12 protein-coding genes are annotated in these 13984 nt (G+C 71.3%); 7 read left to right on the top strand and 5 right to left on the bottom strand.

The genetic code is table 11. The features are described 5' to 3' along the window. The first annotated feature begins 46 nt into the window (after window positions 1–46). From ACTWM8_RS26510 to ACTWM8_RS26500, 3 genes are read left to right on the top strand one after another with little or no spacing between them, the layout of a single operon-like run. The gene (locus ACTWM8_RS26510; protein WP_446211354.1) at window positions 47–1024 is read left to right on the top strand and encodes an ABC transporter permease; all 978 of its coding nucleotides are present in this window, start codon (window positions 47–49) and stop codon (window positions 1022–1024) included. 26 nt (window positions 1025–1050) lie between these two features. Continuing rightward, a complete protein-coding gene (locus ACTWM8_RS26505; protein ID WP_346539669.1) occupies window positions 1051–2079 on the top strand; it encodes an ABC transporter ATP-binding protein in 1029 nt (342 codons plus the stop codon). Beyond that, complete coding sequence (locus ACTWM8_RS26500; protein ID WP_446211353.1) at window positions 2072–3085, top strand: ABC transporter ATP-binding protein; 1014 nt, start codon at window positions 2072–2074, stop codon at window positions 3083–3085. The genes ACTWM8_RS26505 and ACTWM8_RS26500 overlap by 8 nt, the downstream gene beginning before the upstream one ends. A 188-nt stretch (window positions 3086–3273) precedes the next feature. On the opposite strand, the gene ACTWM8_RS26495 is transcribed toward ACTWM8_RS26500, so the two are convergent. Continuing rightward, complete coding sequence (locus ACTWM8_RS26495; protein WP_446211352.1) at window positions 3274–3615, bottom strand: chorismate mutase; 342 nt, start codon at window positions 3613–3615, stop codon at window positions 3274–3276. Window positions 3616–3876: 261 nt separating this feature from the next. Further along, window positions 3877–5730: a bifunctional metallophosphatase/5'-nucleotidase gene (locus tag ACTWM8_RS26490; RefSeq protein ID WP_446211351.1), complete on the bottom strand. Its 1854-nt coding sequence runs from the start codon at window positions 5728–5730 to the stop codon at window positions 3877–3879. 201 nt (window positions 5731–5931) lie between these two features. Here ACTWM8_RS26490 and pcrA point away from each other — a divergent pair, with 201 nt between their 5' ends. Beyond that, complete coding sequence (pcrA, locus tag ACTWM8_RS26485) at window positions 5932–8337, top strand: DNA helicase PcrA (protein WP_446211350.1); 2406 nt, start codon at window positions 5932–5934, stop codon at window positions 8335–8337. Between the two features lie 58 nt (window positions 8338–8395). Here the strand turns inward: pcrA and ACTWM8_RS26480 are convergent, their stop codons facing one another. Together ACTWM8_RS26480 and ACTWM8_RS26475 are read right to left on the bottom strand one after the other, a co-directional pair. After that, window positions 8396–9175, bottom strand: a complete 780-nt coding sequence (locus ACTWM8_RS26480) for a M23 family metallopeptidase (protein WP_446211349.1) — start codon at window positions 9173–9175, stop codon at window positions 8396–8398. Between the two features lie 262 nt (window positions 9176–9437). Then, window positions 9438–10154: a M23 family metallopeptidase gene (locus tag ACTWM8_RS26475; protein WP_210778427.1), complete on the bottom strand. Its 717-nt coding sequence runs from the start codon at window positions 10152–10154 to the stop codon at window positions 9438–9440. A gap of 387 nt (window positions 10155–10541) precedes the next feature. Here ACTWM8_RS26475 and ACTWM8_RS26470 point away from each other — a divergent pair, with 387 nt between their 5' ends. The 3 genes from ACTWM8_RS26470 (at window position 10542) to sucD (ending at window position 13542) form a co-directional block, all read left to right on the top strand. Then, complete coding sequence (locus tag ACTWM8_RS26470) at window positions 10542–10946, top strand: cobalamin B12-binding domain-containing protein (protein ID WP_154941907.1); 405 nt, start codon at window positions 10542–10544, stop codon at window positions 10944–10946. Window positions 10947–11473: 527 nt separating this feature from the next. Next, window positions 11474–12652, top strand: coding sequence for an ADP-forming succinate--CoA ligase subunit beta (gene sucC, locus ACTWM8_RS26465; protein WP_210778428.1), 1179 nt, complete (start codon window positions 11474–11476; stop codon window positions 12650–12652). Window positions 12653–12654: 2 nt separating this feature from the next. Then, on the top strand, window positions 12655–13542 hold the full coding sequence (gene sucD / locus ACTWM8_RS26460; RefSeq protein WP_446211348.1) for a succinate--CoA ligase subunit alpha: 888 nt from the start codon (window positions 12655–12657) through the stop codon (window positions 13540–13542). A gap of 78 nt (window positions 13543–13620) precedes the next feature. On the opposite strand, the gene ACTWM8_RS26455 is transcribed toward sucD, so the two are convergent. Continuing rightward, entirely contained in the window at window positions 13621–13884 is a 264-nt protein-coding gene (locus ACTWM8_RS26455; RefSeq protein ID WP_446211347.1) for a DUF4190 domain-containing protein, read from the bottom strand. Window positions 13885–13984: the final 100 nt, after the last annotated feature.

The raw sequence follows: 13984 nt of genomic DNA, 5'->3' as shown, positions 1-13984 counted from the left end.
CGCGAGCGGGCAACCAGGCCCGCGCCGAGCAGAGGGAGGTGCGGGCATGAGTGACCCGAGTGCCGCTTCCATCGTCAGCACCCCCCGTCCGGAGCAGCCGGCCGAGATCGGTGCGCCGGTCACCGCCGGTCAGCCGGAGGGCGCCCGCAAGGAGAAGCCCCGCGGCCTGCTCGGTGACGCCTGGCGGGACCTGCGGCGCAAGCCGCTGTTCTGGATCTCCGCCACGTTCATCCTGCTGTTCGTGGTGATGTCGATCTTCCCGTCGCTGTTCACCTCGGTTGACCCGACGGACGGCGCGCTCTCCCGTAGCCGGGTGGAGCCCTCGAACGACGCCTGGTTCGGCTACGACGTGCAGGGTCGCGACGTCTTCGCCCGGGTCATCTACGGCGCCAACGCCTCGATCGTGGTGTCGCTGCTCTCGGTGATCGGCACCATGCTGATCGGCGGGACGATGGGCATCATCGCCGGCTACAAGGGCGGCTGGATCGACGGCCTGCTCTCCCGGATCGCCGACGTCTTCTTCGGCCTGCCGTTCGTGCTCGGCGCCATCGTCATCCTGACCACCTTCAACGGCGCGGGTTCGAGCAACAGCGAGTGGGAGATCAAGGGTCTGGTCATCGCCTCGCTCGTGCTGCTGAGCTGGCCGGTGGTCATGCGGCTGATGCGCTCCTCGGTGCTGGCCACCAAGGAGGCCGACTACATCGTCGCGGCCCGCGCCATGGGCGCCGGCAGCGGCCGGATCATCCTCAAGCACCTGCTGCCGAACTGCCTGGCGCCGCTGCTGGTGTACGGGACGATCATGATCGGCTCGTTCATCGGCGCCGAGGCCACGCTCTCCTTCCTGGGTATCGGCCTGAAGAGCCCGGTGGTCTCCTGGGGAATCATGATCAACGAAGCGCAGAACTACCTGCGGCCGTCGCCGTTCCTGCTCTTCTTCCCCTCCGCGTTCCTCGTGACCGCCGTGCTGAGCTTCGTCATGCTCGGTGAGGCCGTCCGCGAGGCCCTCGATCCGAAACTCCGCTAGGGGAGATTGAGTTGTCCGACATTCTCGTGTCCGAGCAGACCGCGCCGGGCGCCGACGGATCCGGCCGCCCCTCGGGCCGGCTGCTCGAGGTCGACGACCTGCGGGTGGAGTTCCGCACCCGGGACGGCGTCGCCAAGGTCATCAACGGAGTCACCTACCACGTCGACGCGGGGGAGACCCTCGCCGTGCTCGGCGAGTCCGGCTCCGGTAAGAGCGTCACCGCGCAGACCATCATGGGCATCCTGGACATGCCACCGGGGTACGTGACCGGTGGTCAGGTCCGCTTCCACGGCAGGGACATGCTCCGGATGTCCGCCGAGGAGCGCCGCCGCATCCGCGGCGAGGGCATCGCGATGATCTTCCAGGACTCGCTCTCCGCACTGAACCCCGTCTTCACCGTCGGGTTCCAGATCGCCGAGCAGTTCCGCATCCGGCGCGGCATGAGCCGCGCGGACGCCAAGAAGCGCGCGATCGAGATGCTCGACCAGGTCAAGATCCCGAACGCCAAGGGCCGGTTCAGCAACTATCCGCACCAGTTCTCCGGTGGTATGCGGCAGCGCGCGATGATCGCGATGTCGCTGGCGCTCGACCCGGAGGTGCTGATCGCCGACGAGCCGACCACCGCGCTGGACGTGACCGTGCAGGCCCAGATCATGGACCTGCTCGGCGAACTCCAGCGGGAGCGGCGGATGGGCATGATCCTGATCACCCACGACCTCGGCGTGGTCGCCGACGTCGCGGACCGGATCGCGGTCATGTACGCCGGCCGGATCGTCGAGGAAGCCGACGTGTACGACCTGTACGCGAAGCCGGGGCACCCGTACACCCTCGGTCTGCTCGACTCGATCCCTCGCCTGGACGAGAAGGGCCAGCAGCTCCGCACGATCAAGGGCCTCCCGCCGAACCTGATGAACATCCCGCCGGGCTGCCCGTTCAACCCGCGCTGCCCGATGGCGCAGCCGGTGTGTCGCGAGAAGCTCCCCCCGTTGCTGCAGATCGGCGCCGGTCGGGCCAGCGCCTGCCACTTCGCCGAGGAGCTGGTGAACCGTGTCTGAGAACATCCTCGAGGTACGCGACCTGGTCAAGCACTACCCCGTCACCCGCGGTGTGGTGTTCAAGAAGACCATCGGTCACGTCAAGGCCGTCGACGGCGTCTCCTTCGACCTGCGGGCCGGTGAGACCCTGGGCGTGGTCGGCGAGTCCGGCTGCGGCAAGTCGACGCTGAGCCGGGTGCTGATGAACCTGGAGAAGCCGACCGCCGGCCACGTGCTCTACAAGGGCCAGGACATCTCCAAGCTGTCCGGCGGCGCGCTGCGTCGGCTGCGCCGGCAGATCCAGCTGGTCATGCAGGACCCGTACACCTCGCTCAACCCGCGGATGACGGTCGGTGACCTGATCGGCGAGCCGTTCGAGATCCACCCGGAGGTGGCGCCGAAGGGCAGCCGCCGGGACAAGGTCAAGGAACTGCTCGACCTGGTGGGCCTCAACCCGGAGCACATCAACCGGTACCCGCACCAGTTCTCCGGCGGTCAGCGCCAGCGCATCGGCATCGCCCGGGCGCTCGCCCTGCGGCCCGAGATCATCATCTGTGACGAGCCCGTCTCGGCCCTGGACGTGTCGATCCAGGCGCAGGTGATGAACCTGCTGGAGAAGCTCCAGAACGAGCTCGGCCTGTCGTACGTGTTCATCGCGCACGACCTGTCGGTGGTGCGTCACCTCTCCGACCGGGTCGCGGTGATGTACCTCGGCAAGATCGTGGAGATCGGCACCGAGGACCAGATCTACGAGGGGCCGACCCACCCGTACACCCAGGCGCTGCTGTCGGCGGTGCCGGTGCCGGACCCGACGCTGCGGGACAACAAGGCGATCATCCGGCTCACCGGTGACGTCCCCTCGCCGATCAGCCCGCCCTCGGGCTGCCGGTTCCGCACCCGGTGCTGGAAGGCGCAGGACATCTGCGCCGAGCAGCCGCCGCTGCTGCAGATCCGGCAGGGCTCGGACCACCCGAGCGCCTGCCACTTCGCCGAGAAGCGGGAGATCGTCGCCACGCACGAGGTGTGAGACGGTCCGAACCGCCTGCCGGCGTCCGCGTGACGCCGGCAGGCGGTTCGTCGTATCCGGGCCTGACCGCCGCCGTTCGCGGGCGCCCGCGGACGGCCCGGGCCGTCCCGTCGGTCAGGGCCGCCAGGGGGTACGCCGCAGGACGGCGGGCCGGGCGTCCCGCCCGGCTCCCGGCCCGGGGGCACCCGTCAGAGCGGTCCGCGGCCGGCGCGCAGCAGCAGCAGGGCCAGCTGGGTGCCGTCGGCGCCGAGCGCCTGCCGGAACCGCTCCAGGATCTCCCGCTCCCGGGACAGCACCAGCCGGGTGCCGCCGGAGGCCATCCGGGTGGCGCCGACCTGCTGGGAGAGCTCCGCCCGCTCCTGCCACAGCCCGATCAGCGTCCGGTCGATCTCGTCGATGCGCTCCCGGATGGCCGCGATCCGGGCCGCCGCCGCGGGCTCGTCCGTGCCGAACCCGGGTGCCGCGTTCCGGCCGTCGCCCGCCCCGGAGCGCGCCGTGTTGCCGCTCTGTTCCGCCACGTCTGTCATCATCGGTCGTACCTCTCTGACGTCGTGCCCGGTGTCGGGAACCCGGAACGCGAAAAGCCCCGGACTCCAGGAGCCCGGGGCTTTTCGTAGGTCTGGTTGATCAGGCGCGACCCACGGCTGCCGGACTCCCGGTGCCGTAGTAAAAGTAGAAGCGCTGACCGAACACGGAATCGAGTATGCCGACCGTGGGTACGCACGCGCAAGGATTCCGCCAACACTTGGGAAGGTCGCCCGGCCCCGGCGCCGGGGCCGGGCGACGTCCGCTCAGCCCAGCCGGGTGATCCGGTCGGCCGGGCCCGGGGCCACCGGCGCGCCCGCGCCCAGGTGGGCCACCAGCGCGTCCACGTCGAAGCCGGGGGCGGTGGTGCGGCCGGTGCCCGCCGTCAGCTCGGTGAACCCGTCCCCGCCGTTGGCGAGGAAGTCGTTGGTGGTGACCCGGTAGCTGGCCGCCGGGTCGACCGGGACGCCGCTCAGCGCCAGCGCGCTGACCCGCGAGCCGGCCGGGGCGGTGCTGTCGTAGGAGTAGGTCAGCCCGGCGGAGACCTGGAGGATCCGCTGGGTGGTCTGCCCCTGGTAGCCGACGAACTGCTGCTCCAGCACGTTCTTGAGCTGCGCGCCGGTCAGCGTCTGGGTGACCACGAGGTTGTTGAACGGCTGGACGGTGAACGCCTCGCCGTAGGTCACCTCGCCTGGCGCCTCGCCGCCGGCCGACGCCGCGTACGACAGGGAGGCCCGGATGCCGCCGGGGTTCATCAGCGCCAGCTGCGCCCCGTCGCCCTTGGTGTACGCGAGCTGCGCGTCGGCGATCACGTCACCGAGCGGGCTCTCGCCGCTGGGCCTGGCGTCCCGGACGATGTCCGCGCTGATCCTGCCGACCACCCGGTTGGCGATCGGGGCGACCGCGGCCCGGTACTTGTCGGTTAGCGCCTTGGCCCCCGCGTCGACCAGCTCGGGGTTGCGGACGTAGACGCCGGGGGCGCTCTGCTGCCAGCTGCCGTCCGGGTTGCGGACGCCGTTCTCCACCACCACGTTGCGGGCGGAGATGCCGGTGAACCGGCCGGTGCGCCGGTCCAGCGAGTAGTCGATGTCGGTGATCAGCTGCCCGTTGCTGCCGGCGCTGGTGACCACGCTCTGCGCGCCCGAGGAGTTCGGCAGCGAGCAGGAGTAGAAGCGGTGGGTGTGCCCGGAGACCACCAGGCCGAACTCCGGCCGCAGGCCGCGGACGATGTCGACGATCGGCCCGGAGAAGTTGGCGCAGTCCGAGACGCCCGGGGTGGCCGGCGGCGGGGACTGGGCGCCGCCCTCGTGCACCAGCAGCACCATCGCCCGGATGCCGAAGAGCTTGAGCAGCCCGCCCCACTTGTTGGCGGTCCGGACCTCGTCGGCGAACCGCACCGAGGCGATGCCGGCCGGGTTCACGATGCTCGGGGTGCCCTCCAGGGTCACGCCGACGAAGCCGACCGGCACGCCGTCGACGAACTTCACGTCCACCGGGGGCAGGATCGGCAGGCCGGTCTTCCGGTCGAGCGTGTTGGCGGCGAGGTAGGTGAACTTCGCGCCGGCGAAGCCGTCCGAGTCCTGGCAGCCGTCGACCGGGTGACAACCGCCCTTGTTGATCCGGATCAGTTCGGCGACGCCCTCGTCGAACTCGTGGTTGCCGACCGAGCTGATCTCCAGCCCGACCTCGTCCATCAGCTCGATGGTCGGCTCGTCGTGGAAGGCCGCGCTGACCAGCGGGGTGGCGCCGATCAGGTCGCCGGCGCCGACGGTGGTGGTGCGCCGGCCCTCGGCCGCGGCGTCGGCGCGCAGCTTCTTCAGCCAGGTCGCCAGGTATTCCACGCCGCCGGCGGGGGTGCCGTTGACCGCGGCCCCGCTGCCGCCGGGCGGGTCGATGGCGCCGTGGAAGTCGTTGTAGCTCAGGAAGTTGCCCTTGACCTCGCCGCCGGTGGGCGTGGCGTAGGAGACGGCGACCGGGGCCAGGCCCGCCGTCGGGTCGGTGGCGGCCGGTTGCGGTCCGGGCCGTCCGGTGGCGGGCAGGCTGGCCACGACGGCCAGCGCGAGGGCCGGTGCGGCGAGGTGACGCAGCAGGGCCCGACCGCGCGAGCGCGGTGGAGTCATGGTTGTTCTCCCAAGTCGGGTACGGGGGAGTAGTCGGGGTTTTCACCGTCATCGTTGCGCTTCGGGGACGAAGGCGCCAGAGGTGACGCCGTGACAGGTTCGTCTCGCCGCGCCGAGGGGCCGGGCCCCCGCGACCGCGCGGTCGCGCCGGGGCGTGCGCGGGCGGGAAGTGTCCGGCCGGCGGCATAGACTCGCCCTGCGATGCATCCTCTCTTCGACATCCCCGCGTCCCCGCCCGCGCCCGAGCCTGCCCGCCCGCCGGCGCGCCGGCCCGGGTCCTCCGCCGCGCACCTCGATCCGCAGGCCCTGATCGAGGGGCTCAACGGCCCCCAGCGGGACGCGGTGACCCACGCCGGCTCCCCGCTGCTGATCGTGGCCGGCGCCGGCTCCGGCAAGACCCGGGTGCTCACCCACCGGATCGCGTACCTGCTCGCCGCGCGGGACGTGCACCCCGGCGAGATCATCGCGATCACCTTCACCAACAAGGCCGCCGGCGAGATGAAGGAGCGGGTGGCCCACCTGGTCGGCCCGCGGGCCCGGCTGATGTGGGTGTCGACGTTCCACTCCGCCTGCGTGCGGATCCTGCGCGCCGAGCACGAGCACGCCGGGCTCAAGTCGACCTTCTCGATCTACGACGCCGACGACTCGCGCCGGCTGATGCAGCTGGTCACCCGGGAGCTGGACCTCGACCCCAAGCGCTACCCGGCGCGCGGGCTGGCCGCCCAGGTCTCCAACCTGAAGAACGAGCTGGTCGATCCGGAGGCGTTCGCCGCCCGGGCCAAGGGCCCCAACGAGCGGGCGCTGGCCGAGGCGTACACGCTCTACCAGCGCCGGCTGCGCGAGGCCCACGCGCTGGACTTCGACGACCTGATCATGACGACGGTGCACCTGCTCCAGTCGCACCCGCACGTCGCCGAGAGCTACCGCCGCCGGTTCCGGCACGTCCTGGTCGACGAGTACCAGGACACCAACCACGCGCAGTACACGCTGATCAAGGAGCTGGTCTCCGGCACCGAGGGGATCGAGCCGGCCGAGCTCTGCGTGGTGGGCGACGCCGACCAGTCGATCTACGCGTTCCGGGGCGCGACCATCCGCAACATCCTGGAGTTCGAGCGGGACTTCACCGACGCCCGGACGATCCTGCTGGAGCAGAACTACCGCTCCACCCAGACCATCCTCAACGCCGCCAACGCGGTGATCGACCGGAACACCTCCCGCAAGCCCAAGCGGCTGTGGAGCGACGCCGGGGCCGGCGAGCAGATCGTCGGCTACGTCGCCGACACCGAGCACGCCGAGGCGGACTGGGTGGGCCGGGAGGTCGACCGGCTGGTCGACGCCGGCGACACCCGCCCCGGCGACGTCGCCGTCTTCTACCGCACCAACGCCCAGTCCCGGGTCTTCGAAGAGGTGTTCATCCGGGCAGGCCTGCCCTACAAGGTGGTCGGCGGGGTGCGCTTCTACGAGCGCAAGGAGGTCCGCGACGCGCTGGCCTACCTGCGCGCGGTGGTCAACGACGACGACACGGTCAGCCTGCGCCGGGTGCTCAACACCCCGCGCCGGGGCATCGGCGACCGCGCCGAGGCGTGCGTGGAGGCGCTCTCCAGCCGCGATCGGATCTCGTTCGGGGCCGCGCTGCGCCGGGCCCGGGAGGCGCCGGGCATCTCCACCCGCGCGGCCAACGGCATCGCCGACTTCGTCGCGCTGCTCGACGGCGCGCGGGAGCTGGCCGAGACCGGCACCCCGGAGGAGGTGCTGGAGGCGCTGCTGACCCGCTCGGGCTACCTCACCGAGCTGGAGGAGAGCCTCGACCCGCAGGACGCCGGCCGGGTGGACAACCTCCAGGAACTGGTCAGCGTCGCCCGGGAGTACACCGAGCGGATCGAGGCGCTCGGCGCCGAGGGCGAGCGGGCCACGGTGGCCGGGTTCCTGGAGCAGGTGGCGCTGGTCGCCGACGCCGACCAGATCCCCGCCGACGACCCGGACCACCAGGGCGTGGTCACCCTGATGACGCTGCACACGGCCAAGGGCCTGGAGTTCCCGGTGGTCTTCCTGACCGGCCTGGAGGACGGCGTCTTCCCGCACCTGCGCTCGCTGGGCGACAGCCGGGAGCTGGAGGAGGAGCGCCGGCTGGCGTACGTGGGCATCACCCGGGCCCGGCAGCGGCTCTACCTCTCCCGGGCGGTCACCCGCTCGGCCTGGGGGCAGCCGGCCTACAACCCGCCGTCGCGGTTCCTGGAGGAGCTGCCGCCGGAGCTGGTCCGCTGGGAGCGCACCGAGGGGTCGTACACCTCGTGGGCCGGCGGGGGCGGCGGCGTCGGTGGCCGCGCGGACCGGGCGCCCGGCGCGCGCGGCGGCTTCGCCGGGGGTACGCCGAAGGCGGCGGAGCTGGCCAAGCGGCTCGGGGTGGACGGCAGTCGGCTGGCCACCGCCAGCGAGCTGCCGCAGGGGCCCAAGGTGGCGGCGGGGGACCGGGTCAACCACCAGCGCTACGGCCTCGGCCGGGTGCTCGCCGTGGAGGGGCACGGCCCGGGCGCCCGGGCGCAGATCGACTTCGGGGACCAGACGATGTGGCTGGTGCTGCGGCACGCCCCGATCGACAAGCTGTGAACGACAGGGCCCGGCCCGGCGAACCGCCGGACCGGGCCCTCACGTGTCCTCGACGGGATCAGCAGGCCACGTCGATGCCCCGGGCGCGCAGGAACGGCGCCGGGTCGATCTGGTTCCACATCTGACCCTTGTGCACCTCGAAGTGCAGGTGCGGGCCGGTCGAGTCGCCGGTCGAGCCCTCGTAGCCGATCACCTCGCCGGCGCTGACCCTGTCCCCGACGCCGACCTTGAGGCTGCTCTGGTGGGCGTAGTGGGTCAGGTAGCCGTTGCCGTGGTCGATGAAGACCGAGTTGCCGTACCCGTCGCCGGCGTCGCCGGCCTTGACCACGGTGCCCGCCGCTGCGGCGCGGATGGGGGTGCCGGCGGGCAGCGCGAAGTCGATGCCGGCGTGCAGCGTGCCCCAGCGCTGCCCGTAGCAGGAGGTGATCTCTGCGCCGGCCATCGGGATGACCCAGGACGGCTTCGGCTTCGTCGTCTTCCGGACGGTCGGCTTCGGCTTCGGGGTCGGGGTCGCCTTCTTCGTCGGCGTGGCCGACGGGCTGGCGGTCGGGCCGGCGGTGGTCGGGCTGGCCGACGGGGTGGCCGGGGTCGCGGACTCGCGGGCGGAACGGTCGGCGCGGGCGGCGTCCTCGGCGCGGGACGCGGCGTCCAGCGAGACGGCGGTGGGGGCGGGGGCGTCGTCGCGGTCGAACGCGACGGTGGAGGCACCGGCGAGGCCGAGGCCGACCAGCGCGACCGCGCCGACGACGAGAGCGCGCCCGCCGCGCCGCTTCCGCAGCCGGTGCCGGGCCGGGGCGGCCACGGTCTTCTCGTTCTGGGCGGGGGTGTCTTCCTGCACGGCTGACCTTCACACTCAGGGGGCTGGGACCTGCCCATCCTGGGTGTCGACCGGGTCCGCGGTGGGTACCGGTACCGCAGGGTCACCGACGGCTGCCGGGGCAACTGTCAGCCATTGTGGCGGAATGGCGTACTCTGCCCCGATAGCTGATCTTGGCTTGCGGTGCCGTCGCTCACAGTCCTGACTGTGACCCAGCAGACTTCCGGGCACGAAAAACCGCCCGGATCGTTCGATCCGGGCGGTCATCGGGCGATACGGAGCGTCAGGAAGCCGCTACCTCGCTGTAATACGCCTCGACTTGCAGCTTGATGTCCACTCCGCGCTCCTGGAGCCACGGCACCGGGTCCCGCGGCTCGCCCTTGACATGGATCTCCAGGTGCAGGTGGGAGCCGTACGAGTGGCCGGTGTTGCCGACCAGGCCGAGCTGGTCGCCCGCCTTGACCTGCTGCCCCTCCTTGACGTTCACGGAGGAGGAGTGGCCGTAGATGGCCTCGCTGCCGTCGGCGTGCTGGACGATCACGGCGTAGCCGTACCCGCCGAACCAGCCGGCCTTGGTGACGGTGCCGGAGTGGATGGCGACGTAGGGAGTGCCCTCGGCGGCGACCAGGTCGATGCCGGTGTGCAGCTTGCCCCAGCGCATCCCGTACGGGGAGTTGAAGTCGTAGCCCTGCAGGGGCAGCAACCACGGGTCCTGGTCGCCGGCGTTGACCTCGGCGTCCCGGTTGGTGTCGCGGGAGGCGCGGTCGGCGGCGTCGGCGCGGGCCGCCGCGTCCTGGCTGGTGATCGAGGCCTGCTTGAGCTCGTCGAGGACCGACGGGCTCACGCTCTTGGCGTCGGGGAGCGCGTTCGCGCCCAGCGCGACGATGCCGGCGCCCACGAACGCGGTGGTGACGACCGCCGCGTAGCGGCTGCGCGGGGGGGTGGGTACGCGACGGCGGCCGCGATATCTATCGGGCTCAGACGACAGGCGCTGGCGCACGCACACCCTCCGTTGTCGGGGATCCGATGCGATCTCGGGCCGTTCGGTGAAGCTCGGTCGAACGTCCGTTGGTCGCGTCGTCACCCGTCCGTGGACCTGATGACAACCGTGGACACGTTAGCCCTCCGCCGCGCCGGTCACAAGCGGAACCGCCGAATCGGTGAGTCTTTCTGTCCCTTTCCGTCCATCATTGTCATAGCTCGGTACGCCGGATGGCCGTCCCCGTTACTGCCCGTTCGTCGCGCAGAGTGACCGTTCGGCGGAGGCGTCCGGCTTTCTCGGGGGGCCGCCGAACGGTAGAGGTGCGGCCCGGATTTCCCGCCCCCGACCGGGCGGGTTACCGTTCGTTCAGGTGATAGCCGCGGAGCCCGTGAAAGGTGTGCGCTGATGAGCTCTCGTATCCGGGTCGTCGTCGCGAAGCCGGGCCTCGACGGCCACGACCGCGGCGCCAAGGTGGTCGCGCGTGCCCTGCGCGACGCCGGCATGGAGGTCATCTACACCGGCCTGCACCAGACACCGGAGCAGATCGTGGAGACCGCCATCCAGGAGGACGCCGACGCGGTCGGTCTCTCCGTGCTCTCCGGGGCGCACATGACGCTCTTCCGGCGGGTGCTGGAGCTGCTCGCCGAGCGGGACGCCCGGGACATCGTCGTCTTCGGCGGCGGCATCATCCCGGACGCCGACATCCCCGAGCTCCAGCAGCTCGGCGTGGCGAAGATCTTCACCCCGGGCGCGACGACCCAGTCGATCGTCGAGTGGGTCCGGGGGAACGTGGCCCAGTCCGTCGCCTGACGACTGCGCCACCGCCGGGCCCGCGCCCGGCACCCTGACGACTCCATCTCGCGCAGGTGGCGGCATCCGGTGGATGCCGCCACGTCGCGTACCTGGAGTGGGTCGGGAGCTGGGGAGGGCCGGCCGGATCCGGGCACGGGGGAAGGGCCGGACGCACCCCTCACACGCCCGGCCCTTCTATGCACGATGCCCCGCCGCCACCCCTCGACCGACAGGGCATCGGCCGCTCCCGTCCTCGCGCTGAATCAGCGCTCCGACATCAGACTCAACGACGACCCCACCAGGGGGTTACGCGTCGTCGGAGACATCCTTCGCGGCGGTTGCCGGCCGGGCCCGCGCACCGGCGAGTCGCGGGCGGCGCGCTGTGCATTACCGCACACCGCGCACCCGCTCGGTTGCCGCTGGTGCTCATCTCGCTAGGCTGCGGCCGATAGCCCGTTTCAACTGATGACGGGTGTCAACGGAGTTTCCACAACGCTGGTGGCGGCGCGACGGCGCGCCGCGGAGACGGGACGGGACGCGCAATCGTGGACCTGTACGAGTACCAGGGGCGGGACCTGTTCGAGCGGCACGGGTTGCCCGTGCTCGCCGGCGGCGTCGCCACTACCCCGGAGGAGGCCCGCGCGATCGCCGAACGCCTCGGCGGTCGGGTGGTCGTCAAGGCGCAGGTGAAGGTCGGCGGCCGAGGCAAGGCCGGCGGCGTCAAGCTGGCCGAGGGCGCGGAGGAGACGGTGGCCCGCGCCACCGACATCCTCGGCATGGACATCAAGGGTCACACCGTCCACAAGGTCATGATCACCGTGACCGCGGACGTGGCCGAGGAGTACTACTTCTCGTACCTGCTCGACCGGGCGAACCGCACCTTCCTCTGCATCGCCAGCGTCGCCGGCGGCATGGACATCGAGCAGGTCGCCGCGGAGACCCCCGACAAGGTGGTCAAGGCCCCGATCGACGCCGTCAAGGGCGTGGACGAGGCGAAGGCCCGCGAGATCGTCGACGCCGCCGGCTTCCCGGCCGAGGTCGCCGACCAGGTCGTCGAGGTCGCGGTGGGCCTGTGGAAGGCCTTCGTCGCCGAGGACGCCACGCTGGTCGAGGTGAACCCGCTGGCCAAGACGGGCGAGGGCAAGCTGCTGCTGCTCGACGCCAAGATCACCCTCGACGAGAACGCCGGGTTCCGGCACCCGGACCACGAGGCCCTGGTCGACCAGGCCGCGGTGGACCCGCTGGAGCAGGCCGCCAAGGAGAAGGACCTCAACTACGTCAAGCTCGACGGCGAGGTCGGCATCATCGGCAACGGCGCGGGCCTGGTCATGTCCACGCTCGACGTGGTCGCCTACGCGGGCGAGCGGCACGGCAACGTCAAGCCGGCGAACTTCCTCGACATCGGCGGTGGCGCGAGCGCCGAGGTGATGGCGAACGGCCTGGAGATCGTGCTCTCCGACCCGTCGGTGAAGAGCGTCTTCGTCAACGTCTTCGGCGGCATCACCGCCTGCGACGCGGTCGCCAACGGCATCGTGCAGGCGCTGGCGCTGCTCGAGCAGCGGGGCGAGAAGGCCACCAAGCCGCTCGTGGTCCGTCTCGACGGCAACAACGCCGAGGCCGGTCGGGCCATCCTCGACGGCGCGAACAACCCGCTGATCCAGCGGGTCGACACCATGGACGGCGCGGCCGAGCGGGCCGCCGAGCTGGCAGCTGCGGGGGTCTGATCATGGCTATCTGGCTGACCAAGGACTCGAGGGTCATCGTCCAGGGGATGACCGGTTCCGAGGGTTCCAAGCACACCCGGCGGATGCTCGCCGCGGGCACCAACGTGGTCGGCGGCGTCAACCCGCGCAAGGCGGGCCAGACGGTCGACTTCGACGGCACCGAGCTGCCGGTCTTCGCCTCCGTCGCGGACGCGATGAAGGAGACCGGGGCCGACGTCACGGTCATCTTCGTGCCGCCGCAGTTCACCAAGGGCGCCGTGGTCGAGGCGATCGACGCCGAGATCCCGCTGGCCGTGGTGATCACCGAGGGCGTCCCGGTGCACGACACCGCCGCCTTCTGGGCGTACAACGTGAGCAAGGGCGAGAAGACCCGGATCATCGGCCCGAACTGCCCGGGCATCGCCTCGCCGGGTGCCTCCAACGCCGGCATCATCCCGGCCGACATCACCGGCTCCGGCCGGATCGGCCTGGTCAGCAAGAGTGGCACGCTGACCTACCAGATGATGTACGAGCTGCGCGACATCGGTTTCTCGACCTGCGTCGGCATCGGCGGTGACCCGATCATCGGGACCACCCACATCGACGCCCTCGCCGCGTTCGAGGCCGACCCGGAGACCGACGCCATCGTGATGATCGGTGAGATCGGCGGCGACGCCGAGGAGCGGGCCGCCGAGTTCATCAAGGCCAACGTCACCAAGCCGGTGGTCGGCTACATCGCCGGCTTCACCGCGCCCCCCGGCAAGACCATGGGGCACGCCGGCGCGATCATCTCCGGCTCGGCGGGCACCGCCGAGGCGAAGCAGGCGGCCCTGGAGGCCGTCGGCGTCAAGGTCGGTAAGACGCCGACCGAGACCGCCAAGCTGATGCGGGAGCTCATGTCGGGCCGCTGAGCGGCCGGTGGCAGCACCGTCCGCCGCTGAGCGGACGGGTGAGACACCGAGGGGGTCGGCCGGCGACGGTCGGCCCCCTCAGTCGTCCCAGAGCGGGTACGTCCCGCTGGCCCGCCAGATCGCGGTACCGATGATGTTGATCACGCCGAAGGCGATCGCCAGGTAGCCGAGCACCGGCGACTGGCCGAACCGCTTCGCGTCGCGGATCGACAGGTAACCGAAGACGATGCCCAGGATGCCGCAGCAGATCAGGCCCAGGACGATGCCGAGCACGCCCCACAGCGTGGTGCGGTCCTTGCCGGCCGCTGGCGGCGGCGGGGGCGGCGGGTACGGAGCGTTCACGGCTTCCTCCCAGCGCTTCGTGCCGCGACTGCAGTCGCGTCCTGCGCCGAGGCTAGACCGGAATCCGGTCCGGAAACCGGTGGATCACGGAACTCGCCGG

It is taken from the genome of Micromonospora sp. IBSANI012, from assembly GCF_052814045.1.
Note: the sequence above shows the minus strand (reverse complement) of the source record. Positions and strands in the feature narration are given on the sequence as shown.